Origin of the sequence: Micromonospora sp. DT68 (assembly GCF_049847245.1) — a bacterium.
Taxonomy (GTDB): domain Bacteria; phylum Actinomycetota; class Actinomycetes; order Mycobacteriales; family Micromonosporaceae; genus Micromonospora; species Micromonospora profundi.
On sequence record NZ_JBNCNZ010000017.1, the window covers coordinates 33,906 to 57,478 of the forward strand.

General features: G+C 71.6%; 21 protein-coding genes. 9 read left to right on the forward strand and 12 right to left on the reverse strand.

Translation table 11 applies throughout. From position 1 onward, the window contains the following. Positions 1 to 78 precede the first annotated feature (78 nt). Entirely contained in the window at positions 79 to 1,044 is a 966-nt protein-coding gene (locus ACPXB1_RS25085) for a TIGR03885 family FMN-dependent LLM class oxidoreductase (protein WP_355595706.1), read from the forward strand. 121 nt (positions 1,045 to 1,165) lie between these two features. Here the strand turns inward: ACPXB1_RS25085 and ACPXB1_RS25090 are convergent, their stop codons facing one another. Beyond that, positions 1,166 to 2,914: an MFS transporter gene (locus ACPXB1_RS25090; protein WP_425735866.1), complete on the reverse strand. Its 1,749-nt coding sequence runs from the start codon at positions 2,912 to 2,914 to the stop codon at positions 1,166 to 1,168. Positions 2,915 to 3,066: 152 nt separating this feature from the next. Continuing rightward, a complete protein-coding gene (locus tag ACPXB1_RS25095) occupies positions 3,067 to 3,615 on the reverse strand; it encodes a YciI family protein (protein ID WP_355595702.1) in 549 nt (182 codons plus the stop codon). A 443-nt stretch (positions 3,616 to 4,058) separates the two neighbouring features. Here ACPXB1_RS25095 and ACPXB1_RS25100 point away from each other — a divergent pair, with 443 nt between their 5' ends. Further along, positions 4,059 to 5,099 carry a hypothetical protein gene (locus ACPXB1_RS25100; RefSeq protein WP_425735867.1) on the forward strand — a complete coding sequence of 347 codons (1,041 nt, stop codon included), beginning with the start codon at positions 4,059 to 4,061 and terminating at the stop codon, positions 5,097 to 5,099. 460 nt (positions 5,100 to 5,559) lie between these two features. On the opposite strand, the gene ACPXB1_RS25105 is transcribed toward ACPXB1_RS25100, so the two are convergent. Then, the gene (locus tag ACPXB1_RS25105) at positions 5,560 to 6,513 is read right to left on the reverse strand and encodes a hypothetical protein (protein WP_425735868.1); all 954 of its coding nucleotides are present in this window, start codon (positions 6,511 to 6,513) and stop codon (positions 5,560 to 5,562) included. A 156-nt stretch (positions 6,514 to 6,669) separates the two neighbouring features. Further along, the gene (locus ACPXB1_RS25110) at positions 6,670 to 9,279 is read right to left on the reverse strand and encodes a glycoside hydrolase family 9 protein (RefSeq protein ID WP_425735869.1); all 2,610 of its coding nucleotides are present in this window, start codon (positions 9,277 to 9,279) and stop codon (positions 6,670 to 6,672) included. A 261-nt stretch (positions 9,280 to 9,540) separates the two neighbouring features. Here ACPXB1_RS25110 and ACPXB1_RS25115 point away from each other — a divergent pair, with 261 nt between their 5' ends. Then, positions 9,541 to 10,266: a PP2C family protein-serine/threonine phosphatase gene (locus ACPXB1_RS25115; protein ID WP_355595696.1), complete on the forward strand. Its 726-nt coding sequence runs from the start codon at positions 9,541 to 9,543 to the stop codon at positions 10,264 to 10,266. Between the two features lie 7 nt (positions 10,267 to 10,273). On the opposite strand, the gene hrpB is transcribed toward ACPXB1_RS25115, so the two are convergent. From hrpB to ACPXB1_RS25130, 3 genes are all read right to left on the reverse strand, one after another. Next, complete coding sequence (gene hrpB, locus ACPXB1_RS25120; RefSeq protein WP_355595694.1) at positions 10,274 to 12,811, reverse strand: ATP-dependent helicase HrpB; 2,538 nt, start codon at positions 12,809 to 12,811, stop codon at positions 10,274 to 10,276. A gap of 108 nt (positions 12,812 to 12,919) precedes the next feature. Further along, positions 12,920 to 13,120: a DUF397 domain-containing protein gene (locus ACPXB1_RS25125; protein ID WP_355595692.1), complete on the reverse strand. Its 201-nt coding sequence runs from the start codon at positions 13,118 to 13,120 to the stop codon at positions 12,920 to 12,922. A gap of 39 nt (positions 13,121 to 13,159) precedes the next feature. Further along, positions 13,160 to 13,984, reverse strand: a complete 825-nt coding sequence (locus ACPXB1_RS25130) for a helix-turn-helix domain-containing protein (RefSeq protein WP_355595768.1) — start codon at positions 13,982 to 13,984, stop codon at positions 13,160 to 13,162. Between the two features lie 181 nt (positions 13,985 to 14,165). On the opposite strand from ACPXB1_RS25130, the gene ACPXB1_RS25135 reads away from it, so the two are divergent. The 3 genes from ACPXB1_RS25135 to ACPXB1_RS25145 are packed head-to-tail and all read left to right on the forward strand — an operon-like array spanning position 14,166 to position 16,944. Next, positions 14,166 to 14,792, forward strand: a complete 627-nt coding sequence (locus ACPXB1_RS25135; protein ID WP_355595690.1) for a GOLPH3/VPS74 family protein — start codon at positions 14,166 to 14,168, stop codon at positions 14,790 to 14,792. A gap of 44 nt (positions 14,793 to 14,836) precedes the next feature. Further along, the gene (locus tag ACPXB1_RS25140) at positions 14,837 to 16,357 is read left to right on the forward strand and encodes an APC family permease (RefSeq protein WP_355595688.1); all 1,521 of its coding nucleotides are present in this window, start codon (positions 14,837 to 14,839) and stop codon (positions 16,355 to 16,357) included. Next, the gene (locus ACPXB1_RS25145; protein WP_425735870.1) at positions 16,354 to 16,944 is read left to right on the forward strand and encodes a GNAT family N-acetyltransferase; all 591 of its coding nucleotides are present in this window, start codon (positions 16,354 to 16,356) and stop codon (positions 16,942 to 16,944) included. Before ACPXB1_RS25140 ends, ACPXB1_RS25145 begins: the two co-directional genes overlap by 4 nt. A gap of 111 nt (positions 16,945 to 17,055) precedes the next feature. On the opposite strand, the gene ACPXB1_RS25150 is transcribed toward ACPXB1_RS25145, so the two are convergent. Then, positions 17,056 to 17,889, reverse strand: a complete 834-nt coding sequence (locus tag ACPXB1_RS25150) for a SigB/SigF/SigG family RNA polymerase sigma factor (RefSeq protein ID WP_355595684.1) — start codon at positions 17,887 to 17,889, stop codon at positions 17,056 to 17,058. A gap of 381 nt (positions 17,890 to 18,270) precedes the next feature. On the opposite strand from ACPXB1_RS25150, the gene ACPXB1_RS25155 reads away from it, so the two are divergent. After that, entirely contained in the window at positions 18,271 to 19,023 is a 753-nt protein-coding gene (locus ACPXB1_RS25155) for a hypothetical protein (RefSeq protein WP_355595682.1), read from the forward strand. On the opposite strand, the gene ACPXB1_RS25160 is transcribed toward ACPXB1_RS25155, so the two are convergent. Next, positions 18,972 to 20,561: a phospholipase D family protein gene (locus ACPXB1_RS25160; RefSeq protein WP_355595680.1), complete on the reverse strand. Its 1,590-nt coding sequence runs from the start codon at positions 20,559 to 20,561 to the stop codon at positions 18,972 to 18,974. The two genes, ACPXB1_RS25155 and ACPXB1_RS25160, sit on opposite strands and share 52 nt — an antisense overlap. 132 nt (positions 20,562 to 20,693) lie before the next feature. Here ACPXB1_RS25160 and ACPXB1_RS25165 point away from each other — a divergent pair, with 132 nt between their 5' ends. Next, on the forward strand, positions 20,694 to 20,822 hold the full coding sequence (locus ACPXB1_RS25165; protein ID WP_355595678.1) for a hypothetical protein: 129 nt from the start codon (positions 20,694 to 20,696) through the stop codon (positions 20,820 to 20,822). Positions 20,823 to 20,882: 60 nt separating this feature from the next. On the opposite strand, the gene ACPXB1_RS25170 is transcribed toward ACPXB1_RS25165, so the two are convergent. Next, on the reverse strand, positions 20,883 to 21,869 hold the full coding sequence (locus ACPXB1_RS25170) for a pirin family protein (RefSeq protein ID WP_355595676.1): 987 nt from the start codon (positions 21,867 to 21,869) through the stop codon (positions 20,883 to 20,885). Beyond that, positions 21,850 to 22,362: a MarR family winged helix-turn-helix transcriptional regulator gene (locus tag ACPXB1_RS25175; protein WP_355595674.1), complete on the reverse strand. Its 513-nt coding sequence runs from the start codon at positions 22,360 to 22,362 to the stop codon at positions 21,850 to 21,852. Before ACPXB1_RS25175 ends, ACPXB1_RS25170 begins: the two co-directional genes overlap by 20 nt. 159 nt (positions 22,363 to 22,521) lie before the next feature. Here ACPXB1_RS25175 and ACPXB1_RS25180 point away from each other — a divergent pair, with 159 nt between their 5' ends. Next, a complete protein-coding gene (locus ACPXB1_RS25180) occupies positions 22,522 to 23,055 on the forward strand; it encodes a GNAT family N-acetyltransferase (RefSeq protein WP_425735871.1) in 534 nt (177 codons plus the stop codon). Between the two features lie 13 nt (positions 23,056 to 23,068). On the opposite strand, the gene ACPXB1_RS25185 is transcribed toward ACPXB1_RS25180, so the two are convergent. Then, positions 23,069 to 23,557 carry an FBP domain-containing protein gene (locus tag ACPXB1_RS25185; RefSeq protein ID WP_425735872.1) on the reverse strand — a complete coding sequence of 163 codons (489 nt, stop codon included), beginning with the start codon at positions 23,555 to 23,557 and terminating at the stop codon, positions 23,069 to 23,071. Positions 23,558 to 23,573 lie beyond the last annotated feature (16 nt).

A 23,573-nucleotide genomic window follows, 5' to 3' on the forward strand; every position in this document is an offset into this window, starting at 1 on the left:
CCTGTTAACGCCAGGCGTTAACAGGGGGCCCCTCCTTGCAGGCATCAGGCGGTGCGGGCCTGGGTAGGAAGAGCCGGCATGACGTCGTTCGCTTTCCACGCCTCGCATGAACAGATCGGTCCGCGCGCCCTGCTGGAGTCGGTGATCCACGCCGAACGGGCCGGCTTCGACGCCGCCATGTGCTCCGACCACTTCGCGCCGTGGAGCGCCCGGCAGGGCGAGTCCGGCTTCGCCTGGTCCTGGCTCGGTGCCGCCCTGCAGGCCACCGGCCTGCCCTTCGGCGTGGTCAACGCGCCCGGCCAGCGCTATCACCCGGCCATCATCGCGCAGGCGATCGGCACCCTGGGCGCGATGTACCCGGGCCGGTTCTGGGCAGCGCTGGGCACCGGCGAGGCCTGCAACGAGCACATCACCGGCGACGGATGGCCGCGCAAGGACATCCGCACGGCCCGGTTGCGTGAGTGCGTGGACGTGATCCGCGCGCTGCTGGCCGGCGAGGAGGTCAGCCACGACGGCCTGGTCCGGGTGGACCGCGCCCGCCTGTGGACCCGCCCCGAGCAGCCGCCCGCCCTTGTCGGTGCGGCAGTCAGCGTCGCCACCGCCCGGTGGTGCGCCGAGTGGGCCGACGGGCTGATCACCGTGAACGCGCCGGTGGCGCACCTGCGCGAGATGATCGACGCGTACCGGGGCGCCGGCGGGCGGGGGCCACTGCACCTCCAGGTGCACGTCTCCTGGGCGCCGGAGCAGGAGCAGGCGGAGGCGATCGCGTGCGACCAGTGGCGTAGCAACGTCTTCGCCCCGCCGGTCTGCTGGGACCTGGACACCCCCGAGCACTTCGACGTCGTCTCGGCCGACGTGCCGCTCGAACGGGTCGCCGAGGTGGTGAACATTTCGGCCGACCTCGGCCGGCACGTCGGGTGGCTCGAGGAGTACGTGGAGTTGGGCTTCGACCAGATCGCCCTGCACCACGTCGGGCAGGAACAGCGCGGGTTCATCGACACGTTCGGCGCTGAGGTGCTGCCGAAGTTGCGGACCAACGGCTGATCGGGCTCGCCCCAGGGGGTCCGAGGCTCGTACCCCCTGGAAAGCCTGCTGCCGGTCGTGGCCTCGGTGTCACCGAGCGGGAAATCCTGCCGCAGGCGCGGCGGGTCGACCTCGGAGGCGCTCAGTCGAGCCGGCGGACGAGGACCTGCCCAGGCCACGGGTCGAGCCCCTCGCGGGTGACAGTGAACGAGTCGGTAGCTGTGAAGCCGCAGCCCTCATAGAAGCGGACCAACGCGCGGTCGTCGCCGCCGTAGCAGTCCACCCGCAGCAGCCCCAGCCCACGCGCGCGGGCCAGGTCGGCCGCGTGCTCAAGCAGCCGCGCCCCGAACCCCAGGCCGGCGTGCTCCCGGTCGGTGACCAGCAGCCGCACGTAGAGTTCCGGCTCGGTGGCCGGTGGTACGTAGTCGCTTGCGGCGCCGACGACCAGCGCACCGACCGGACTGTCGCCGAGCATCGCCAGGTAGAGGCCGCCGCCCGAGGCCCAGTCGTCGGCCTGGGCGATCCGGCGCGGATCCGTCGACGCTGGCGCGGTGCCCCACTGACCGGTACGGCCACGCGCGACAAGCCAGGCGGTGGCACCGTCGAGCAGCCGCAGCACGGCCCCGGTGTCCTCGGGCCCACCGGGGCGAATGGCGATGGTCTGTTGACTGGGCATGCCCGCCATGGTGCTACACCAAGGTCGGGCGGCCAATGCCCACCGTGTCAACGCGGGGCTGACCAGGCCCACCACGGCGAAGAGCCCTCCGACGGCCAGCCAGCCGCGCACACCGCCGTGGAGCACCACAAGCGTCAGCAGACCCGGGGCACCGGCACGAGCCAGGCCGGCGAGCATCCCATCCGCACCCTGGTAGGCACCGATCGCACCCGGCGGCGCCAGGTCGTAGGCCAGCCCTGCCCCGGCGGTGCCGTGCCACAGGTCGCCGACGGTGTAGACGACTGTGGCGACCAGCAGAAGCACGACCGCCGCACCGGTGGACAAACCGGCGGTTGCGGCGTACAGCAGCATCGCCAGAGCCAGCACCAGGCCGGCTCGGCGCATCTTCCGAGCGGCCGGAGCAGCGGCGTCCGCGCCCCGGCTCAGCCGCACCGCCAGCAGCACTGTGAGCACCGTGTTGGTCAGCAGCACCGCCGACACGACGGGCGGGGGAGCCCCGACCAGGTTCACCGCCCAGAGCGGCACCACCAGCGTGAGCACCGTCTGATGGAGGGCAAGGACCGCCGATGCGCCGCTCACCGCGAGGAAGCGCCCGTCGCGCAGCGGCCGTCCCCGCGCGACGGCGGCGGCCGTCGACGGTCGCGGGGCAAGGGCAGGCAGTCGCATCAGCAGCGCCGCCGACACCAGATAGGTTGTCGCGTTGCCGGCCACCAGGATCTGGTACGCCAGCGGCGTGTCAGCGGCCAGCGCGAGCCCGGCCAGCCCCGCCCCGATCGCGATGCCCAGGTTCGCCACCGCCCGCAGCGTGGCGAAGGCGTGCACCCGCCCCCTGGGGCCGGCGATGGCGGCCACCAGCGCGGCCCGCACCGCCAGGTTGCCGGCCACCAGCAGCGCGTCCAGACTGGCCACCAGCAGAAAGACCGGAAACGAACCCACCATCAGGTACGCCACAGCCACGGCGGCCTGCGCCAGTTGCAGGACCGCCCGTAGGGTCCGTGGGTCGCGGCGGTCGGCGAGCCCACCGAGCGGCACGCTGGCGGTCAGCCCGACCAGGCCGGCGAGGGTGAGCCCGAGCCCCACCTGTGTCGGACTCAGCCCGACGACGCGGGTGAGGTAGAGCGCCACGCCCGTCACCCACAGCCCAGTGCCGACCGTGTTGGCGAGGGTGGCCAGCGACAGGGTACGCAGGTGGCCGGGTGGTGGAAGCGGCGACAACAACTGCCACCGGCTCGACCGGTCCGGCGAACGCCGGCGCCCCGGTACCGTCGCCCACCACAGCCCGGCTCTGGGCCGATTGCCGAATCCGGGGCAGGCGCGGATCGCTGGCGCACCGCCGCCGCGACCTCGCCCTGTCGCGGGTACCCGTCTCAGTTCGGTCGCCCCCCGAACCGCCACTGATGCACTTCGATCCCGGTGTATCGGTCAGCGGAGAGGACCTGCCGCGCGGCATCTGCGTCGGGCGCCTCCAGCAGAACTGCCGCCCCGAGCACCAGGGAACCGTCGTCGGAAAGGAGCGGTCCGCTGGCGATCAGCTCGTCGCGGATCGGCGGATCGACGGCGTCCGCCACGGCTTCCAGCGTGAACCCGAGGACCAGGTAGCGGTGGTAGTCCGGCCGGCCAGCGTTGAAGTCCCACATCCGGCGACCCAGCGAGTTGCGCCATCGTCGCAGCAGCACGTCGCGGTAGGCGCCAGCCTGGTAGCCGGGCTCCTCGAACGCGAAGGCGCGGGCGGCGGTGGGATCTGGCAGATCGAGGATGTGCACGCTGCCGGTCAGAGTTCCGTGGCTGGTGAAGGTGGGACCGCGGGCGATCATCGTGGCGGCGAATCGATCCATGTACGACCAGTGCTGCTCCACCATCCGGCTCCGCAGTGGTGTCGAACCGGGACGATCGCGGTGGTAGCAGAAGAACTCCATGGCCCGAGCGTCGCCGAGGCTCCTGACGCACGCAAGGAGATTGCCGTGCAGCTCGGGCTCGTCCGCCCAACCCCGGGCCGCCGCACGGGCGGAAGAGGTTGAACCGCTGCGGATCTTGGACAGTTTCCGCTTCCGGACGGTAACTGTCCAAGATCTCGCGTCTCAGGCGCGGCCCCGAATTCATCCCAACCGCCTGGCTCGACCCCACCCAAATCCCAGCCGCAACCGTTACCACCGAGGAACGTGACAGCAGTCCACTTACCGTGACAACTGGCCCGCCGGGGCGCGACCAAACATTCCATTCGCCGGTACTACTGCCACAGCGCCGCACATAGCCCGGCGGTGAAACACCGTGTGTCGGACGATGGAGGGCGCGGCCACGTAGGCTCTGAGCAGCGCCTACGCCTCAGCGATGATTAGGCAACCACCTCAAAGATCACTCGTTGAACACTGATGTGACCCGCGCCGATATCGCCAACACTTCTCCTGCGACCCGGCGGGGGCGGACACTCATTGCTTTTATCGCGATAGCTGCGTTTGGCCCCTATCTCGCGCCGGGCATCCGTACCGAACAGACTGCTGTTTATCTTGCAGCCCTGTTGTTGCTGGCCGCCGGTAGCTGGGTTGGGATCCGACTTACGGGCGCCGGCCTGGTCGCGGTGGCGCTCCACGGCGGCATCGTGGCAGTCGCGCTTCTCGGAGTGGTACTGCCGCCGCCGAATCTGACCCTGCACAAGCCAGCTGACCTGAGCGCCGGACTGGACAATCTGCTGCTACCGCTGGCCGTGGTGTCCGTCGTGGCGATGCTGGCCGGGCTGGGCGCGGATCGTGCGGTGATGCTGAGGACGGTGTGCCGAGTGACGGTGTGGGCCATGGTCATCAACGTTGGCATGGCTGTGGCGTCCATGGGGGATGCCGGAACACCGCGGTTCCTACTCATATGGCGGCTCGGCGGCGATGGGGAGTCCGTGGCTGACCGCGCCGAACAGTTGGGCCGCTACTCGGGAATGTTCAACCAGCCAGCCGAAGCGGGCCTGTTGTACTCGGTGGCGCTCATCGCCGCCGTCTACCTGTACCGGAGTCAGCCCGTCCGACTGGCAGTGGTGTCGCTGATCCTCGCCATCGGCGGAGCGCTGTGCGTATCGAAGGTAGCGCTGCTGGTCGGCTTGCCTGTCGCCGTATGGCAGGTTATGCGACCTGTCGACGGGGTGGTGGCGCCGCACCACCACATTGGCTGTCGCCGGGGCGGCATTGATGGTCGCGGCGGACATGGGCATGTTGCCGCGCTGGGAAGGCATGGACTTCCTCCTCCGGCTCATCCCCGCCAGCGGCACCGATCAGGACTTGGTGGGTTTGTACACGGCCGGCAGGGTCGGGGACTCGTCCAGCCTGTCCGAGATCATCGGCGTGGTGGCATCGACCGACCTGTGGACGGGTGTCGGCGCGGCCGGGCTGCGCCTGCCATACGACAACGGATGGGTTGAGGCGCTGGTCGTGGCCGGTATCGTCGGGGTGGTCCTGCAGACGCTGCTGCTGGTCACCTTGACGGCAGCGTGGCTGGCCGCCAGATCGAGGTGCCCGGAGTCGCCGTTGGCGGGCGGCCTCGTCGCGGTGGTTGTCGGCGCGTCGTTCGGTCTGCCCGCCTTGACCGCGAATCGGGCGGCGACGATTGTGTGGCTGATGTTGGCGTTGCTACTGATCGTGCACGGCGATGGTGATACGCGGTCCCGGTGGTGGTTGCGGTCGGGGCGGGGCCGTCACCGCGACGGGATTCCTCCCGGTCTGCCGAGCCGGCCCCGCCGTCCTCAGGCGCCGGCATGGGCTCGTAGGGCACCATCGGCCCCGGGTGCGAAGGCGTCTCACTCGCACTGATCAATCTCTCACGGCCCCGCTCCCAGGGGGCGTCTTACCGGCCGTTGGCCTGTGGATTGCCGTCGTGTCGGCTCAGCGCGCTCCGCTGTCGACGAGCCGCTCGGTGGAGAGGCAGGAGACGAGGCAGCGTTCCTTGGCGTCGCCGCTCAGCCGGGCGGTCCAGTCGGTGAGGCCGCCGTCACCGATCTCCAGGCTGCCGCCCCGCACGGTGATCCGTATGGCGCAACCGGTGTAGTAGCCCCGGCCGCGTCGCCGCTCCGGCTCGTCCACGAGCGGCACCGAGGGCTGGTCGAGGATCTGCCCGTCGCCCGCCGGCACCACGCCTCCTTCGAGTGCGGGTCGTACGGTGTCGGCCAACCGTTCCCGGATGACCTCGTCGTCGAAGACGGTGATGTGCAGTTGGGGTGCGGCCGCTGGTGCCAGGTCGGCGAGGACTGTCCGCCAGTAGGTGAGGTGCCGGATCAGCAGCCGTGCCTGTGTGCTGCCCGAGCCGGCGTCGCGCGCGCTGGACACCAGGGCGAAGAGCCGGAAGTGCGCTGACGCGTCCCCGCCGAAGTCCTGTGCCCGCAGCACCCGGTGGGCGGCGGCGAGGTGCACCTCGCCGCCCCGGCGGCGACGTAGGGCCGCCTCGATCGCGAGGGCGTTCGTGGGGTCGCTCAGGACCTCGCTGGCGCGCATGGTGGTGACGATCCTGTTCTGGCTGACCGGTGTGACCGCCGCGCAGGTGCCCACCGGTACGACAGGCGACAGCTCCACTCCGGAGACGTCGGCCGGCAGGAGCTGCCACATTCGCGCTTCGATCTGAGCGAGCGCACGGGGGTCGGCGCGGGCCGGGCGGACGAAGCGGTCCTCGCGCCAGCGGCGAACCACGTCGGCCGGGTGCACGGTCGCCGCGCGGTCGTGGGCGACGCCCAGCAGCAGGGTACGCAGGTCCGCGCCGGACAGGCCGGCCAGCGCGGCCCGCGTTCCGGCCGGCACCGCCGCCCACACTCGACTTTCGGCGTCGGTCAGTTCGTGGCCGTCCATGGCCACCACCATCGGGTACGCCGTCGGCAGAGGTCCACCGGATTTGGCGGACCGTCCACGTCGGCGCGACCGCGTCAGCAGGAGCCAGGGCTGGCGGTGCGGGGCTGGTGGCCGCCACGGGGGGAGCGGCCACCAGCCGTACCGATCAGGTCAGGGTCAGCTCAGTGAGCAGGCCCCGCCGTTGACGGTGACCAGGCCCGGGTTGGGGTTGGCCCCGCCCGAGGTGGTCGCGTTGAAGCCGAACGTCACAGTGCCGCCGGGAGCGATCTTGGCGTTGTGCGACTCGTTCTTCGCGGTCACCGTCGCGCCGGCCTGGGTGACCTTGGCCAGCCACGCCTCACGGACGCGCTGGTCGCCGGTGAACGCGAACCGCACGCTCCAGCCGTTGACCGCCGTGGTGCCGGTGTTCTTGATGGTCAACTGCGCGGTGAATCCGGTGCCGCCCTGCCAGGTGCCGTAGTTGTCGTAGCGCACCGAGCACGTGGTGGCCGGCACCGCGCCGGAGTCACCCTGGTCGGCGAGGAACGACGAGATCCACGCCAGGGCCGAGTTCCAGTTGATCGCGACCTCGTTCGTGGAGTACGAGTTGATGTCGTCGACGTAGCAGAACATCGGCTCGCAGCCGGCGAGCAACTTCGCCACGAACGGGTCCTGGAGGGCCGCGTTCGGGCCACCGGCGATGGAGCCAGCTGGCGGACGCGGCATGCTCGGGTCGAGTTGGTGGCCGAAGATCCGGCTGTGCTGGTTCTGGGCGGCGTGCTCGCCCCAGCCGGTGACGTAGGAGATGTTCAGGGCGTTGCGACCGAAGATGTAGTCCATCGCCTGCACGGCGCCGTCGCGGTACTTGACGTCACGGGTCAGGTCGAACGCGGTGGCCAGCACCACGGCGTTGTTGATGACGTTGCTGTTGCCGCCCCAGAAGTAGCTGTTCGCGTCACCGGGCATCGGCAGCCCGTACGCCTGCCGGCGCAGCTCGGCGAGGTACGCGTCGGCGGCGGTGGTGACCGAGGCGCGGATCCGGGTCACGTCGGCGGTGGGCAGCCCGTTGGGCACTGTGGCCAGGTCGAGGCGGCCCAGCGCGGCGACGCTCTGCCAGCCGAAGCCACGGCTGTCGAACACGTCGCCGGTGTGGTGCGGCGAGGCGGTCAGGTCGGTCAGGTAGGTCTGCGCCCCGGTGGTGAGGTACAGCTCCGCCGCCGCCCAGTAGAACTCGTCGGAGACGTTGCTGTCGTCGTACGCGCCGCCGCCGGTACCGTCGGTCGGGCTGGCGTACACCGCGGGGTGTGCCTTTGCGGCGCTGTAGGCCGTCTTCGCGGCGGTGCCGCAGCGGGCCGCGAACGCCGCGTCGTAGGGGGCGTAGAGCCGCGCGCACTGGGCGGCGGTGGCGGCGAGGTTGAGGGTGGCCGCTGTCGACGGCGCGTGCAGCTCGCGCGGCTGCGGGTCGTCCTCCGGGGCGAGCGGCAGGCCCGTCCAGTTCCGGTCGTGGATCTTGTGGTGGACCATTCCGGCGAGCGGCTTTCCGGCGGGGACCTGCATGCGCAGCAGGAACTCCAGCTCCCAGCGGGCCTCGTCGAGGATGTCGGGCGCGGCGTTGCCGCGCTCAGGCACCCGCAGCGTGCTGTCGGCAAGCGCGGCGCCGCCGGCCGCGGTGGCCGCCGTCTTGGTCCGCTCGAAGGTGTTCAGCAGCTGGTAGGTGGCGATGCCGCCGTTGACCACGTACTTGCCGTGGTCGCCTGCGTCGTACCAGCCGCCGCGCACGTCCAGCGAGTAGTCGCAGACGCCCGGCTGGCACGGCACGTTGGTGTCGCCCTGGTTGGGGGCCACGTCGAGGTGACCGGCGGGGCGGGCGTACTCGTCGCCGATGAGGTCGCCGTCGATGGCGATGCCGCTGCGCTGGGCGTAGAAGAACTGCAGCGAGTCGGAGCGCAGCTGGTTGTAGAGGGTGCCGGAGATGTCGAACGGGTGGCTGGTCTCACCGTCCACGGTGAGGGTCAGCCCGCTGCCGGGCGTGCGGTAGCTGGAGAAGTCGAGGGTCTGCACGTTCTGCCCGGAGGCCTCGTCGACGCCCCGCGCGGTGGTGGTGCCGCTGGCCAGGACGGCGCCGGCGGCCGAGCGCAGCTGCCACGGCAGCGGCTCGGTGGCCTCCGTGACCACTGTGGCGTTCTTCGGCCCGCCGGGCAGGTAGCCGACCTGGTTGACGCGTACCCGTGGCCCGGTGTCCGGCACGTACGGCTCAGGGGGTTCGCCGCCGCGCAGCGACACGTCGTCGAGGCAGACGGTCTGCGCCGCGGCGCTGCCGCCGACCTGGAAGATCAGCTGAGCGCCGGGGTTGTCATCCGGGACGGTGAAGGTCTGCTCGAACCGCTGGGCGGTGCCGGTGGCGGCGGCGTCCACTGCCGCGTACGTCGTGTAGGGGGCGCTGCCGAGCTGCAACACCGCCTTGACGGCGGTGCCAGGGGTGGCGGAGATGTCGAAGCCGAGGGTGTATTCGGCGCCGGCGATGAGCGGCACGCCGTCCTGGCCGATGCCGGCGTCCCACGGGTTGGCCAGCCCACCGGGGACGGTGGTGCAGAGCCGGCCGTCGGTCACCGTGAGCGCGTCGGTGCCGTAGGAGAACCAGGGGCTCACACCGGCGCTGAAGTCGCCGTTTTCGATCTGTTCGGGGGCATCCGGGGGTGGGTCGGCGTAGGCCGCGCCGGCGCCCGCGCCGGTGAGGGCAAGGGTGGTCGCCGCAGCCAGCAGGAGGCGGCGTCGGTGTGGCGTCACGGGGGAGTCCTTCCGGGACGGGAGTGAGGCAGGTGGTGGTGGCAGAACCTGGGAGCGCTCCCAGGTATCGGCTCGATGTTTCCAGTGGTGATACCTCCTGTCAATTGATCTGACTGGATGGGTTGTCGCGTTCGACGAGGGCGGCAGGAGGGCCCGGCAGACGCGAATCGACGACGCGCGGACGTGAGATTCACCGCGCCACGCGCCGTCGTCCTGATCTCCTAGAGACAACTGCGCCCTTCGCCTGGCAGGCTGCCACCCATGACCCTGAAGCTGCGTTCCGTGGGAACGAGCGACCGTGGGCTGATCCGCAGCGGAAACCAGGACGCCCTGCACGCCGGCACCTGGCTCGTCGCCGTGGCCGACGGCATGGGCGGAATGGCCGCCGGTGACCTGGCCAGCGCGCTCACCATCGACGCGGTCGCTCCGCTGGACGTGGAGACACCCGAGGATGCTCTGGTGGCCGCGCTCGAAGGCGGCATCGCGCTGGCCACAGCCCGGATCCGGGCGGCAGTCGCCGAGGACCCGGAGCGCCAGGGCATGGGCACCACCCTGACCGCCCTGCTCTTCGCCCGTACCGGCACCTGCCTGGCCCTGGCACACATCGGCGACTCGCGGGCCTACCTGTTCCGCGAGGGTGTGCTCAAACAGGTCACCCGCGACGACACCTTCGTCCAGATGCTCGTCGACCAGGGTGTGATCACCGCCGACCAGGCCAGCAGCCACCCACGCCGGGCGGTCGTCACCCAGGCGTTGCAGGGCGAGGACGTCAACCCGTCGTACGCGACGATGGTGCCCCGCGCCGGCGACCGGTGGCTGCTGTGCAGCGACGGCCTCTCCAACGTCGTCCGCCCGGACACCCTCGCCGAGGTGCTCACCACCTATCCGGACCGGGATGCCTGCGCCGGCAAGCTCATCGACCTGGCGCTGCACGCGGGCGCGCCGGACAACGTCACGGTGGTGGTGGCCGACGTGGTCGAGGAATAGTCGACAGTCAGCGCCGCCGGGGTGCGGCACGCCGTGTGGGTGTCGCGGTGCCCGGGTCCTCCGGCCACGGGTGGCGCGGGTAGCGTCCCCGCAACTCCGAGCGGACCTGCGGATAGCCGGTCCGCCAGAACGACGCCAGGTCGGCGGTGACCGCCACCGGCCGGCCGGCGGGGGAGAGCAGGTGCAGCAGCACCGGCACCCGGCCACCGGCGACGCGTGGGGCCGCAGGCCAGCCGAACGTCTCCTGGAGTTTCACCGCCAGCACCGGCGCCGCCGGGTCGGCGTAGTCCAGCCGGATCCGCGAACCGCTGGGCACCTCGATGCGCTCCGGGGCCAGCTCGTCCAGCCGGGCGGCCTGCGCCCACGGCAGCAGGCGGCGCAGTGCCGAGGTCACGTCTATCCGACCGAGGTCGGCGCGTCGCCGGGCTGCGGCAAGCTCCGGGCCGAGCCAGGTGGGCGCGGCGGCGAGCAGCGCCTCGTCGCCGACGTCCGGCCACTCGTCGCCGAGGTGGTGCCGGCAGAACGCCATCCGCTCGCGCAGTGCCCGCGCCGCCGGCGTCCAGGGCAGCAGCCCCAACCCCTCCTGGCCCAGACCGGCAACCAACGCCGCCGCCACGTCCGCCCGGTCCGGACGGTCCAGCCGCCGCGCCACCAGCTCGATCGCCCCCAACCGGGTCACCTCCCGCGCCACCACGTCCCCGTCGGCCCAGCCGACCTCCCGCCGCGTGGACAGCAGCGGGCCGGCGGCCTCGCGGGCTGTCGCCTCGTCCAGCGGGACGGCCCGGCGGATCCGCGCCGACGGAGCGCCGGGGGAGCGGTCCGCGACGGCCACCGCCAGCCAGTCGGACCCGGTCAACCCCGACCCGATCGCCAGCTCCGCGGCGGTGCCGCCCGTCATGAGGTACGCCGACCCGCCCGGCCGCCGCACCCGCGCCAACCGCTCGGGGTACGCGAGACCGACAAGCAGCCCGGCGGCCAGATCGTCGGTGAGGCCCGCCGAGCCGGCTCGCCCCTGTCGCGGGGCGTCGGAGGGCAGCGCGGCGCGCAGCCGGCGTACCTCGGTGCGCCAACGGGCGGTGGCACCCGCGTCGACGCCGCCGCGCAGCCGGCGCCAGCCGGCCACCAGGTCGTCGCCCGGGCCGGCCGCGCTGTCCTCGGCCAGCAGGGCCACCACCTCGGCCGCCCGGTCGGCACCGACCCGACCGGCGCCGTCGAGCAGCGCGCGGGCCAGCCGTGGGTGCGCGCCGGCAGCGGCGATGGCCCGCCCGCGCGCGGTGATCCGACCGTCTGCGTCGATCGCGCCCAACGTTCCCAGGGTGTCCCGGGCCACCGCCATGGCGGCGGCCGGCGGCGGGTCGGGCAGTGCGAGTCCGGCCCCATCGGGGCGGCCCCAGGCGGCCAGTTCCAGTGCGAACCCGGTCAGGTCGGCGGTGGCGATCTCCGGCTCCGGTCGGGCCGGCAGACGCTCGTGGGTGGCCTCCGACCAGCAGCGGTAGACGTACCCGGGTGCCTCCCGGCCTGCTCGCCCGGCGCGCTGGGTGGCGGCGGCCCGGGAGACCGGCACGGTGACAAGCGCGCCCAGCCCGCGGGCCAGGTCGATGCGCGGCACCCGGGACAGTCCCGCGTCCACCACCACCCGCACGCCCGGCACGGTGAGGCTGGTCTCGGCCAGCGCGGTGGCAAGCACGACGCGCCGCCGGTCGTCGGCAGCGCCGCCCTGGGGTCGCAGGGCCGCGTCCTGCTCGGCGGCCCGTTGACGGCCGTGCAGCGGCAACAGCGCGACGGTGTCCCGCAGGTCGGCGAGCCGGCCGGTGACGGCGGCGATCTCACCGGCGCCCGGCAGGAACACCAGGACGTCACCGTCGTGCTCGCGCAGTGCCCGGCGAACGGTGGCTGCCACGTGGTCGAGCAGCGCGCGGTCCACAGGCCCGGCGCCGGGCGGTGCTATCGGCCGGGTCGGCGGCGCCCAGATCCGCCGTACCGGATGCAGCGCCGATTCGGCACGGACCACCGGGGCGGCGCCGGTGCCGCCGAGCAGCGCGGCGAACCGGTCGGTGTCCGGGGTGGCGGACATGGCAAGGAGCCACAGGTCCGGCCGGAGAGCGGCCCGCGCCTCCACAGTGAAGGCCAGCGCGAGGTCGGCGTCGAGCTGTCGTTCGTGGCACTCGTCGAGCAGCACGGCACCTGTGCCGGGCAACTCCGGATCGTGGTGCAGCCGGCGGACCAGCAGGCCGGTGGTGACCACTTCGATCCGCGTCGCAGGGCCGACCCGGCGCTCGCCGCGTACCGCGTAGCCGACGCGCTCACCGACAGGCTCGCCGAGCAGCTCCGCCATCCGGCGGGCCGCGGCGCGCGCCGCCACCCGGCGGGGTTGCGCGATGACCACCCGGCCGTCGACCCGGTCGGCCACGGCCAGCGGGGCGAGGGTGGTCTTACCGGTACCCGGCGGGGCCACCAGGACCGCGGCGCCGGCCGCATCGAGCGCGGCCGTAAGCGCCGGCAGCGCCGGGCGTACCGGCAGGTCCAGGGTTACGTCGGAGAGCACGGCCCAGTCTCGCACCGGCGCTGAGGGCCGGGCCCTCGTACCGGCCTCCAAGGGCGCAGCCCTCGCGCCGGCTCGGAGGGCGCAGCCCTCGCACCCGCTCGGGCGGGCTCAGCCTCGGTGGGCCTTGTCCAGACCCCGCAGGAAGAGGCGCCAAGTCGTCGGGCCGAAGGCGAGCACCGGGCCGGAGCGGTCCTTGCTGTCCCGGACGGCGACCTGACCGTCGACTGTCGCGACCTCCACGCAGTTTCCGTTGCCACTGCTGCGCGTGCTGGTGCGCCAGTCCGCCCGGGTCAGGTCGAGCGCCGTCATCCGCCGTACCTCTCGTCTGTCGGCGTGCCGCAGATGCGGTCACGCAAAGTTACGAGAAGCCTCCTCAAGACGGGTCATCGATGCCCCCGGATCGAGTGCCATCTGGCACAGCTCCTCGTGCAGAAGGCTATACCCGTCCACATGATCGGCATCTTCCAGAGCCAGCCCAACCGTGAGGTTATCCAGGTAAACCACTGACGCGTCGGCGGCGTCGGCGAAGTTGAGGATCACGTACGGGGTGCTCATCGCCGGGTGCCCGCCGGCCGCGAACGGAAGTACCTGGATAGTCACGTTGGGTAGCTGTGCGATCTGGATCATGTGAGTAAGTTGCTCGGCCATCACCGTCGGGCCGCCGACCGGGCGCAGCAGCACCGCCTCGTTCAGCACCACCGACAGTTCGACGGGCTCGTCGCGGCGCAGCACCCCCTGCCGGTGCAGCCGGGCCGCGACCTTGCGCTCCAGGCCGTCCTCGCCTGCGGTGCGGCGGAAGATGGCCCGGGCGTACGCCTCGGTCTGCAACAGGCCGGGAACCGACTCGGCCTCGTACGTGCGCAGTGCCGCCGCCTCGGCCTCCAACCCGACGTAGAACTCGAACCACTCCGGCAGCACGTCGCTGTAGTTCTGCCACCAGCCGCGTTGCTGGGCGCCCCGGGCGATCTCGATGAGCGCCTCGGCGTCCGCGCCGGTGACCGCGTAGAGCGCGAGTGCGGCCCGGACATCGCGGGGTTTGATGCCGATCTGCGCGTTCTCGATCCGCGAGAGGTTGCTCTTGGACATGTCGAGTTGGCGGGCGGCCACATCAAGTGTCATTCCCGCGCGTTCGCGAAGCTGGCGGAGTTCCCGGGCGATGCGTCGACGGCGCACTGTGGGGCTGGCGGCGGGCCGGAGTGGGCGGGTGGCGGTCACCCTCCGAGTCTGACACGACAAGATCCGCAGGTCGCGAGTGCACGGAGTGCAACTTTCAAATCTGGGAGTTGCATTGCGGTAGCTGTGGGTGCATCCTTTCCCGGTCGCGAACACTGTGGACGCCGTGCGGGGAGGGCCGTTGCTCATCGCTGACGAGTTCTTCCTCATCGCTCACAACGACAGTCGTGGCAAGGCCAAGCTCCACCCGGCGGCGACCGGCCTCGGCCTGGCCGGTGGGCTGCTCGGTGAGCTGCTCCTCTATGGACACATCACCATCTCCGGCGGGCAGGTCGCCGTCCTCGACCGCCGTCCACCGGCGGACGCGCTGGCGCACACGGTGCTCGACCAGTTGATCGGCGAGTCCCAGCACCACTCCGTCACCACCTGGCTCAGCTTCCTGGCGCAGACCGCTACGACCTCGGTGGGCGAGCGGCTGGCCCGGGCGGGTGTGATGCGCCGCCAGGAGAGCCGCCGGCTGCTGCGTACCACCGTCAGCTACCTGCCCATCGACCTCAACGCCGTGGCGTGGCCGGCCACGCGGCTGCGGGCCCTGCTGGACCGGCCGGAACCGCCGAGCGTGCCGGACGCGCTGCTGCTCGGCCTGGTCGTGGCCGCCGGGCTGACCCGCGAGGTGCTGTGGAGCGCCGGACCGCGTGCGCACCACCGGTTGAGCGTCCTCATCCCCGCGCTGCCGGCTCCTCTGAAGGAACTCGTCGGGCACACCGAAGCGGCCGTCGGCGCCGCCGTGCTGCGCGGCGTTCCGTGACCCCCCGGTAACCCCCAACCTCCCTCGACATCCGGAGTAGTCGTATGCCATCGACATCGACAGTCGACAGACCCAGCAACGTCTCCGAAGCCCTCGCCCGAGGCCGCCTCGGCGTCCCGTCGGTCATCTTCTTCGTGCTCTCCGCCGCCGCGCCGCTGACGGTGGTGGCCGGCGTCGTCACCACCGGGTACGGCGTCATCGGCGTGACAGGCATCCCGCTGGCCTTCCTGCTGATCGCGGCGGTGCTCGCCCTGTTCTCGGTGGGCTACGTGGCAATGTCCCGCCGCGTGGAGAACGCCGGTGCGTTCTACGCCTACGTCTCCCGTGGCCTGGGCCGCCCGGCCGGCGTGGGGGCGGCCTGGATGGCACTCGTGGCGTACAACGCGCTCCAGGTCGGGCTCTACGGCACCATCGGCGTCGCCGCCGAGCCGGTCCTCGACCGGATCTTCGGCGGACATCCGCACTGGTCGATCGTCGCCCTTGTGGCGTGGGCGCTTGTCGGCCTGCTCGGCCTGCTCCGGGTGGACATCAACGGCCTGGTGCTGGCGACGTTGCTGGTCGCCGAGATCGTCATCGTCCTGATCTTCGACCTGGGCCAGCTCGGCAACCCGGCCGGCGGCGAGGTCAACTTCGCCGGATTCTCGCCGGACAATCTCTTCGTGCCCGGGGTCGGCGCGGTGCTGGTGCTCGCCATCCTCGGATTCGTCGGTTTCGAGTCCGCCGTGGTCTTCAGCGAGGAGAGCAAGGACCCGAAGCGCACGGTCCCGCTGGCGACGTACCTGTCGGTGGCTATCGTCGCCGGCCTGTACGCGCTGTCCTCCTGGACCATGACCGTCGCGGTCGGGTCGGACCGGATCGTCGCGGAGGCCGGCGAGCAGAGCGTCGGATTGATCTTCAACCTGGCCGCCGCGCAGCTGGGCGACACCGCTGTCACCATCGGCCAGGTGCTCTTCCTGACCTCGGTCCTGGCCGCGATGATCTCGTTCCACAACACCACGGCCCGGTACACGTTCGCGCTGGGCCGGGAGCGGGTGCTGCCGGCGGTGTTCGGGCGTACCTCGCCGCGCAGCGGCGCGCCCCGGGCCGCCTCGCTGGCGCAGAGCGCTCTCGGCCTGCTGGTCATCGTTCTCTACGCCGTCAACGGCTGGGATCCGGTGGTCAAGCTGTTCTTCTGGGTCGGCACCAGCGGTGGCTTCGGCGTGCTGCTGTTGATCGCCACGACCTCGGTGGCGGTGATCGCCTACTTCGCCCGCTCCGGCGGTGACGAGACGCTGTGGCGGCGGGCCATCGCTCCAGGCCTGGCCACCCTCGCGCTTGCCGTGATCATCTGGCTGGCCGTGTCGAACTTCGCCAACCTGCTCGGCGTCGCACCGGACTCCAACCTGCGCTGGATGCTGCCCGCCGTCTACCCGGTGGCAGCCGCGCTGGGCATCGGGTGGGCGCTGCTGCTGCGCCGCAACCGCCCGGACACGTATGCCCGGATCGGCCTCGGCGCGGCGAGCGCCGCCGCTGCAGCACGGCAGGCGGAGCAGCGACCGGCGCCGCTGGGCGCGGAGATCCGGTGAGCGCGTCCATCGAGCGGCTCGGGCCGGAGGACACCGCCCTGGTGGCGGGCCGGATCGCCGGGGCGTTCACCGCACTGAAGGTGACCAGGTGGCTGGTCCCGGACGCGAACAAGCGCGAGTCCGTACTGGCCGGGGACTTCGAGATCCTTGTCGACCACGCGATGCGGCACGGCCTGGTGTACGGCACCGCCGACCGGTCCGCCGTCGCGGTCTGGTTCCCGTCGGTCGGTGAGCCGGCTCCGCCGCCGCCGGACTACGACGCCCGGCTGGCAGCCGCCTGCGGGGAGTGGACCGACCGTTTCCAGCACCTCGACGAACTGTTCGCGGCGAACCACCCCCACGACGACCACCACCACCTGGCCTTCCTGGCGGTCGAGCCGGACCGGCAGGGGCACGGGTTGGGCACCGCGCTGCTGAAGCACCACCACGCCTGGCTGGACGCCAACGACATGCCGGCCTACCTGGAGGCGAGCGACCCCCGCAGCCGGGACCTGTACGCCCGCAACGGCTACCGGGCCCGCGAGCCGTTCCGAGTGCCGGACGGCACTCCGTTCTGGCCGATGTGGCGGGAGCCGGCAGGGCGCTGACGACACCGGCCGAGCCGCTGCCCTCCGGGGAAGCGACCCGGCGGTACGCCGAGGTCAACGTGAGAGAGGGCCGGGTCCACGGACCCGGCCCTCTCTCACGCGTTGAACCGATCAGTACGTGCCGTCGAGCTGGCCGCGCAGCTTGGTCAGCGCCCGGGCCAGAAGCCGGGAGACGTGCATCTGCGAGACGCCGATCTGGTCGGCGATCTGCGACTGGGTCAGGTTGCCGTAGAACCGCAGGGTGAGGATCTTCTGCTCCCGCTCGTCGAGCGTGGCAAGCGCGGGGCCGAGGGCGACCCGCAGCTCTGCCAGCTCGAACTCGCTGTCCTCACCGCCGAGCATGTCGCCCAGCTCGGTGGCCCGGTCGCCGTCGCCGGTCGGGGTGGACAGCGACACCGCGTTGTACGCGCGGGCGCCCTCCAGGCCCTCCAGGACCTCTTCCTCGGTGAGCTTGAGGTGGGCGGCGATGTCGGCCACCGTCGGCGAGCGGCCGAGGGTCTGCAGGAGCGAGCTGTTGGCGTCGGAGATGGCCAGCCGCAGCTCCTGGAGGCGACGCGGCACCCGGATGTCCCAGGTGCGGTCGCGGAAGTGCCGCTTCAGCTCACCGATGATGGTGGGGATGGCGTAACCGGCGAAGTCGACGCCGCGGGACGGGTCGAACTTGTCGATGGCCTTGATCAGGCCGACGGCGGCGGTCTGCGCCAGGTCGTCGGTCGGCTCGCCCCGCCCGCTGTAGCGGTGGGCGAGGTGGTTGGCCAGTGGCAGCCAGGCCTCGATCGCGCGGTCGCGCAGTGCGGCGCGCGACGGGTGGTTGGCCGGCAGCGCGGCCATGGCGTTGAGCAGATCGGCGGCGCTGTCGGTGAGCGCACGCGGGTCAAGCTTGGTGGTGCTCGTCTGCTCGGCAGCGGCGGTGCTCGGCTGCTCGGTGATCGTTGGCGCGGTCATGGGTGGTCCTCCCTGCACCTCGTCCGCGGACTAAAAGACGTGACGCTTTGGTTTAGCTTCGAATGGGCCGTTCGGGACTCACCTTAGCCTGATCGGCTCCCGGAAATCCAGCCGAAAGGCTGATGTACTTAAGGTGTGTTGGACCACAAATCGGGCGCAAGCGGACAGAGGTTCGCACTGTCGTGATGTCTCTTACCCCGAAAATCGAGGGACTTGCCGAGAGTCGGCCGTCCCGTTCCTGCCTGCCCGGCCGGTTCGCCCGATCCGCCGAGAGCGGTCAACACGAAATCCGACATCCGGTCAGGAGTGTCGTCTATCCGTCGTTGTCCCGTCGACGGGACTGGCCGTAGCGTCGGTGTACACATCCGGTTCGGAGGCACCGTGCTCGATCCAGCCGCTCCCCAGCTCGTCGTGAACAGCCGCACGCTCTTCTTCAGCTGGGTGCCGGCCGACCCGGACGCGGTCGCCGCCCTGGTGCCGGCCGGGCTGCGCCCGCGCCCGGACCACCAGGTGTTCCTCAACCAGTACGTCGTCGACGACGAGACGCAGACCTCCGGCTTCGGCGCCTACTCGCTGACGTACCTCGGTGTCTCGCTTGTCGGCGTCGACGCCCCCGGCGGGCTCAGCCCGGGCGGCTGGTGGACGCACTACGTGGCCTCCAGCCGGGTGGTCCGGGACTACGCCACAGCGCGCGGCGCCCCGACGTTCGCCGGCCAGACCCGGATCGAGGCGGACGGCGAGGCGCTGTTCTCCGAGACGGAGATCGACGGGACGCCGCTGGTCCGGACGCGTTGCCGGGTGGGGGAGACCGGCCACCTCATCAGCAGCGGGCATCACCGCTACTTCACCTGCCGCGACGGTCAACTCCTCAGCTCGGTCTACCCGTACGTGGCGGAGCCCGTCGCGCCATTCGAGATCGAGTCGGTGGAGTTCCTGCCCGGGCACCCCATGTACGCGCTGCGCCCGGCCAACCCGCTGATCATCGGCTTCGGCTACTACTCGCCGCGCTCATCGTTCGCCTACCCCGGCGGGTTCACCGTCTACCCGGGCGGCACCGGCATGCCCGAGCCGGCGCGGCAGGGTCACCAGGTGCCGGCCAGCCTGGCCCGCAGCGGCCTGCCGTCGGGGTCGTAGACCAACCGGTACACGGGCAGCGCCCAGGCGCGGGTGTACCACGGCAGGCGCTCGGGGCGGTGTGGGCGCAGCCGGCCGGGCGGCCGATCGCCCACCTGGCCGTCGTCGTACCACCGTTGCAGCGCGTCGGCCCCGGCCCTGACGGCCGCGACGGCGGTCTCCGGGTCGAGCAGGTCGGCGTCGTCCGCGCCGTCCGGGTCGCGGTCGAGGTGCTCGCGCCACAGACGCAGCCGCAGGTCCCGGGCGAAGACCCGCGCTCCGTCGCCCCGGCCCGCCGGATCCGTGGGCTCCCGCCGGTCGCGCGTGTCGTCGAGCACCGCGCAGGACAGCTCGCTGTCGTGCGTCCAGGACCGCCTGTTGAAGTTGTCGCTGCCGACGCTTGCCCAGACGTCGTCGACCACGCAGACCTTCGCGTGCACGTAGACCGGGCCGCCGTCGTGGTTCTCCACGTCGAACACGTGCACCCGGTCCGGGGCGGCGCGCTCGCACAGCGACAGCGCCTGCTCCCGGCCGACCATGTTCGGTGGCAGCGCCAGGCTGCCGTCCACGTCCGGATGCCGGGGCACCACTGCCACCAGGTGCAACTCGGGGTTGTCCCGCAGGGCCTGAGCGAACAGGTTCGCCACCTCTGTCGACCAGAGGTACTGGTCCTCCAGGTAGATGAGTCGACGGGCGCGGCGTACCGCCTTGGTGTAGCCCCGGGCCACGGTGCGCTCGCCGTCGGGCGCGAAGGAGTAGCGCGGACGGACGGCCGGGTAGGTACGCAGCACCTGGATCTGGTGCGGCCCGCACTCGGGCGGGTCGGACGGCTGCGCGGGCAGCGGATCAGGGCTCAGGTCCACGCCGCGCAGCCGGTCCCGCAGGTACGCCATCGGGTTCTCCGAGTCCAGCGGCATCGGGTCGGTCCAGCGCTCCCGGAACACGGTGTCCAGCGCGCCGACCACCGGGCCGCGCACCGCGAGCTGCACGTCGTGCCAGGGCGGGCGGGAACCGTAGCGGGGCGACATCGGCACCGGCTGCGGATCGCCGTGATGCGCAGCGTCGTCGCGGCGACTGTGACACAGGTCGATGCCACCGGCGAAGGCGATGTCGCGCTCCGGGGCGTCCGGGTGTCGCAGCACCACGAGCTTCTGGTGGTGCGAGCCGCCGCGCCGCACACGCTGGTCCAGCAGGACCTCGCCGCCGGCTGCGGAGACCGCCTCGCTGAGATTGCGGTTCTCCGCCTCGCTGTAGGCAAGCACGTCGAGGTGCGAACGCCAGATCAGCCCCTTGACCACCACGCCACGCTGGGCGGCCTGAGCGAAGAGTTGCGCCACCGTCGGACCGTCCGGGCGCAGCAGTTGGTCCGGGTCGCCCCGCCAGTCGGTGAAAAACAGATGGTCACCGGCGGTCAGGGCCTGTACCTCGTCGACGAGCCTGTCGAAGTACGCGGCACCGTGAATCAGCGGCTCAGCGAGGTTTCCCGTCGTCCAGACGGGTAACCCAGAGACCGGGTTGGCACGTTCCTGCGCGGTGAGGAACCAGTCCTGCAACGGCACGGTCCAGCCCTCCCCGAGGTCGACAACGTCCTCACGGTAGGACCCCGGTGGTGCGTACGCACGCCGGGCCGACGGACCGGTCCACCGGACCGCGCCGCTATCCGTTGACGCGACAACCGAGGAGGCCACACCATGCCCCGCGAGACGACGAACCCCGTGACCGAGCACCGCGAGCCGGCGGTGGAGAGCGAAGGGGGCGCGCTGGTAGCGGTGTTGGTGATGGTGATCCTGGGAGTCGCGGGGATCTTCGCGGTCTCCTGAGGTGGCGCCGGCGTCCGGAATGTCCCGGGCGCCAGCGCCGAACTCAGGAGCCGACCGGGGTCAGGGCCGTGAGCCCTGGCCGTCGGTGTGCGGCACCCGCTCGCTGGGGATCACGCCGAGCCGGCCGGCCTGGAAGTCCTCGAACGCCTGGATCAGCTCGTCCCGGGTGTTCATCACGAACGGGCCGTACTGCGCCACCGGCTCACGGATCGGCTTGCCGCCCATGATGTAGAGGTCCAGCGCCGGGGTGTTGCTGTCCTGCTCGGCGTTCGCGTCGAAGCGCAGCGCGTCACCCGGCCCGTGCACGGCGAGCTGACCGGTGCGGATCGGCCGGCGATCGGTGCCGACGGTGCCACGCCCGCCGAGGACGTACACCAGGGCGTTGAAGTCGGGCTGCCAGGGCAGGTCGACCTGAGCCCCGGGCTGCACTGTGACGTGCGTGATGGTGATCGGCGTGAAGGTGGTGCCCGGGCCCCGGTGCCCGGCCACCTCACCGGCGATGACCCGGATCAGCGCGCCGCCGTCCGGCGTGGTGAGCAGCGCCGACTCCCGGCCCCGGATGTCCTGGTAGCGCGGCGGGTTCATCTTGGCCGCCCGGGGCAGGTTGACCCAGAGCTGGGTGCCGTGGAACAGCCCACCGCTGACCACCAGATGCTCCGGCGGTGCCTCAATGTGCAGCAGGCCACTACCGGCTGTCATCCATTGGGTGTCGCCGTTGGTGATGGTGCCGCCGCCACCGTGCGAGTCGTGGTGGTCGAAGACCCCGTCGATGATGTAGGTGACGGTCTCGAAGCCGCGGTGCGGGTGCCACGAGGTGCCTCTCGGCTCGCCCGGCGCGTAGTCGACCTCACCCATCTGGTCGAGGTGGATGAACGGGTCCAGGTCGGTGGTCGACACCCCGGCGAAGGCCCGGCGGACGGGGAAACCCTCGCCCTCGAAGCCGCTGGGGGCTGTGGTCACCGTGCGGACCTTGCGGAAGGCGGTGGTCTCGTCGAGCCGGGGCAGGCGTGGCAGGACGAGGACGTTGTCAACGGTGATCGCGGGCATCGGTGGCTCCTTGACTCGTGGTGTGGGTGGTCGAGGTGGACCGGGCCGCCCGCAGGCGGTGCCCGAGCCGTTCGAAGACCCGGGTGAGGCAGGCGACCTCGGCGTCGTCGAGGTCGTCCATCAGATGGGTACGCACCGACGCCAGGTGGTGAGGAGCGGCTTTGGCGAGGGCGAGCAGCCCGGCGGCGGTGAGCACGGCCTCGCTGCCGCGCCGGTCGTCCGGGCACGCCTCCTTGCTGACCAGCCCGCGGCGCTGCATGGAGGAGATCTGGTAGGTGAGGCGGCTGGGGGAGAAGACCAGCCGGCCGGCCAGCTCACCCATGCGGAGTCGCTGCCCCGGGGCCTCGGAGAGCAGGACCAGCACGTGGTAGTCGGCGAAGCTGAGGTCGCTGTCGGCCCGCAGGTCGTCTTCCAGTTGGGTGAACAGGCGCTGGCTCGCCTCGATGTAGGCACGCCAGGCGGCCGCTCGGGTGCTGTCCAGGCTCTCTGTCACGACGCCAACGATAGCACTAGTTCAAAATTTAACTAGTGTCGTCTGGCCTCTCCCATGTCGCCCTGATGCGGTCCAGCGATGCAGTTCGTGCAGCTTTTAAGGAAGCCTGCGGAAAAGGGGGCGGCGCGGCTGACGCGGGGTGTGCCAGACTCCCGCCTCGTGGAACACGTGGAACTCGCCGCCGCCGACCTGCTGCTGCGCCCCTGGTCGGACGAGGACGCCCCGGTGGTGCGTGACGCTCTGAACGACAGGGCCATCGCCCAGTGGAACCCGCAGGGTGGCGGCCCGATCGACGACAGGGCCGCCCTGCTCTGGGTCCGGCGGCGGGCCGACTGGTCGGCCGGCGACCACGCTTCCCTGGCGGTGACCGCCGCGAACGGCGGTGAGCTGCTGGGCTCGGTCTCGCTGCACCACATCCGCCACGGCGACGCCTCCATCGGCTACTGGACGGTGCCGGCGGCGCGGGGCCGTGGCGTGGCGGTGCGTGCCGTCGGCCGGCTCACCGAGTGGGCGTTCGCCGACCTCCGGCTGCATCGGGTGGAGTTGTGCCACGCGGTAGCCAACCCGGCCTCCTGCCGGGTCGCCGACCGGGCCGGCTACCTCGCGGAGGGAACGCTTCGCGAGTCGTACCAGTACGGCGACGGCCGCCGCCACGACGAGCACCTGCACGCCCGCCTGGCGACCGACCGTTAGGCGGCGTCCGGCGTCACTCGGTCACCCGGCGCAGGAACGCCGCGAGGTGCCCAGTGGTGCGTTCGATCTTCTCGTCCAGGGTGATGGTCTCGTCGATGCGCCGACCGGCGTCCTTCTTGCCTCGCAGATACAGCGAGCAGCCCAGGTCGGAGCAGATGTACGCGCCCACCGAGTTGCCCTGCCGGCCGCCCGGCCCGGCCTTGCGGGCGGACATCAGCGCGACGCCGTCGCCGGTGTGCGTGGTCAGGCACAGCGAGCACATGCTCCGTCGTGCGCGCCCGGTCTGCTGCGCCGCGACCCGCAGCGCCACACCGACGAGCCCGCCGTCGGTCTCGGCCACCAGGTAGGCCCGCTGCGTCGCGGCAGGGTCCCGCCAGCCGAGGAAGTCCAGGTCGGCCCACGGTCGCAAATCAAGATCATTGGGTATGGCCAGCCGCTTCGCCTCGCCCTGCGTGCAGTTGACGAAGGACGCGCGGATGGCGGGCTCGGAAATGGCTAACATAGGTTGTAGCCTAGCT

Bases quoted from the DNA above. Each gene is read 5' to 3' on its own strand.
- ACPXB1_RS25085 (WP_355595706.1), top strand. From the start codon at position 79: ATGACGTCGTTCGCTTTCCACGCCTCGCATGAACAGATCGGTCCGCGC.
- ACPXB1_RS25095 (WP_355595702.1), bottom strand. From the start codon at position 3,615: ATGGAGTTCTTCTGCTACCACCGCGATCGTCCCGGTTCGACACCACTG.
- ACPXB1_RS25105 (WP_425735868.1), bottom strand. From the start codon at position 6,513: ATGGACGGCCACGAACTGACCGACGCCGAAAGTCGAGTGTGGGCGGCG.
- ACPXB1_RS25115 (WP_355595696.1), top strand. From the start codon at position 9,541: ATGACCCTGAAGCTGCGTTCCGTGGGAACGAGCGACCGTGGGCTGATC.
- ACPXB1_RS25125 (WP_355595692.1), bottom strand. From the start codon at position 13,120: ATGACGGCGCTCGACCTGACCCGGGCGGACTGGCGCACCAGCACGCGC.
- ACPXB1_RS25140 (WP_355595688.1), top strand. From the start codon at position 14,837: ATGCCATCGACATCGACAGTCGACAGACCCAGCAACGTCTCCGAAGCC.
- ACPXB1_RS25150 (WP_355595684.1), bottom strand. From the start codon at position 17,889: ATGACCGCGCCAACGATCACCGAGCAGCCGAGCACCGCCGCTGCCGAG.
- ACPXB1_RS25165 (WP_355595678.1), top strand. From the start codon at position 20,694: ATGCCCCGCGAGACGACGAACCCCGTGACCGAGCACCGCGAGCCGGCG.
- ACPXB1_RS25170 (WP_355595676.1), bottom strand. From the start codon at position 21,869: ATGCCCGCGATCACCGTTGACAACGTCCTCGTCCTGCCACGCCTGCCC.
- ACPXB1_RS25185 (WP_425735872.1), bottom strand. From the start codon at position 23,557: ATGTTAGCCATTTCCGAGCCCGCCATCCGCGCGTCCTTCGTCAACTGC.